Annotated in this window: 2 protein-coding genes; both read right to left on the bottom strand. The window is 60.4% G+C overall.

Annotation, left to right across the window (positions count from 1 at the left end; translation table 11 throughout):
- Positions 1–174, bottom strand: a 174-nt coding sequence (locus OSC10802_RS49495; protein ID WP_071593299.1) for a transposase, incomplete at its 3' end; no start/stop codon positions are given.
- A 202-nt stretch (positions 175–376) separates the two neighbouring features.
- Positions 377–1,632 (bottom strand): anti-sigma factor family protein (locus OSC10802_RS54275; protein WP_232731662.1); only part of this gene is annotated, 1,256 nt, incomplete at its 5' end.

The raw sequence follows: 1,632 nt of genomic DNA, 5'->3' as shown, positions 1-1,632 counted from the left end.
GAATCGTTGGACAGTTCGATAACTCCCACCTGGGCCCGCCCAGCGGGACAGACCCAACATGGTCACTCGCCCTGTCATGGCCAACATTGCGAAGGTAATCCGGCTCAGCTGACGCACACTGGTGGCCCCAATCTCTGGTTGCAGGCACTGTAAAAGTGGTAAGATGTCAAGCATGGGCTTTTGTGGAGTTATCCGTTGTCGTTGTGGTAAACAACAACTGTACTACAAAAGCCCTTTCCTTTTTTGGCGAAGGTATTGTTTCAGAAACCTGGTTTCTGGGGCGCGCTTCATCAAGCGTGAAAACCGCTATAAATTCGCACCGAAGGTGGCAGATGTCTTTCTATCAGCTGAATCCTGGAAACGGCCCTGTAACTTTTTATTCAACAATTAGGGCGCGGTTGACCATCGACTTGTCTCTGGGAGCCGCTGATGGCTTAGGAATCGGCACAATAGGGTCGTTCAAAGCAATCATCAAGCGTTGCTCCTTACGAGCCCCACCCCCAACGGAAGACACCTGGGTTTTCGAGGGAGTCGTCGCCACCTGAGGAGCGAAGGACTGCTCGCCGACAAGGACTCCAGACACCGCAGCGATCAACATCGCCGCCACCGCCGCCGCACCGCCCCAAAGCAGGGCCAGCTTGGGCCTGCGCTCCAGACGGGCGAAAACTTTTTCTACAGTTTGTCCCACCGGCTGCTGTGCGGGCACCGGCATATTTTGCAACCCTGAGCGCAGACTCAAAAGTCGCGCGTACAAGCCCTGCACCTCTGCATCGCTGGCCAGCCAGCTTTCCACTTGCTGCCGCTCCGCTGCTGTCACCTCACTGTCGAGGTAAGCGCTGAGCAGCTCAAAGCGGTCGCGCTTGAGCGCGTGCGCCGACGTTTCTGAGTGCGCTTCGCTGTCGAGCTTGGCGAACACCCCTTCCAGGGTTCGCTCGGCACAGAGCTGCGCCGCCGGTGCCGGCATGGCCTCTATTTCCTGGTGCAGCGCTAGCAGTTGGGCGTGCAAACGCTGTACCGCCGGCTCTGACAGCAGCCACTCCTCGACTTGCCTGCGTTCTGCTGCTGTCACCTCCCCGTCGAGATAGGCGCTCACCAGTTCAAACCGGTCGAGAGCGACCTCCTGCGCCGCCGTTTCTGAGTGCGCTTCGCTGTCCAGCTTGGCGAACACCCCTTCCAGGGTTCGCTCGGCACAGAGCAGCGCCGCCGGTGCCGGCATGGCCTCTATTTCCTGGCGCAGCGCTAGCAGTTGGGCGTGCAAACGCTGTACCGCCGGCTCGCTTGAGAGCCACTCTTCCACTTGCCGGCGTTCCGCTGCTGTCACCTCCCCGTCGAGGTAGGCGCTCACCAGTTCAAACTGATCGATCTCGACCGCCTGCGCCGCCGTTTCTGACTGCGCTTGGCTGTCGAGCTTGGCGAACACCCCTTCCAGGGTTCGCTCGGCACAGAGCTGCGCCGCCGGTGCCGGCATGGCCTCTATTTCCTGGCGCAGCGCTAGCAGTTGGGCGTGCGAACGCTGTACTGCCGGCTCGCTTGAGAGCCACTCTTCCACTTGCCGGCGTTCCGCTGCTGTCACCTCCCCGTCGAGGTAGGCGCTCACCAGTTCAAACTGATCGATCTCGACCGCCTGCGCCG

The sequence above is a fragment of the Kamptonema formosum PCC 10802 genome (assembly GCF_000332335.1).
Lineage (GTDB): Bacteria > Cyanobacteriota > Cyanobacteriia > Cyanobacteriales > Oscillatoriaceae > Oscillatoria.
This window is presented reverse-complemented; position numbering and strand designations above follow the sequence as displayed.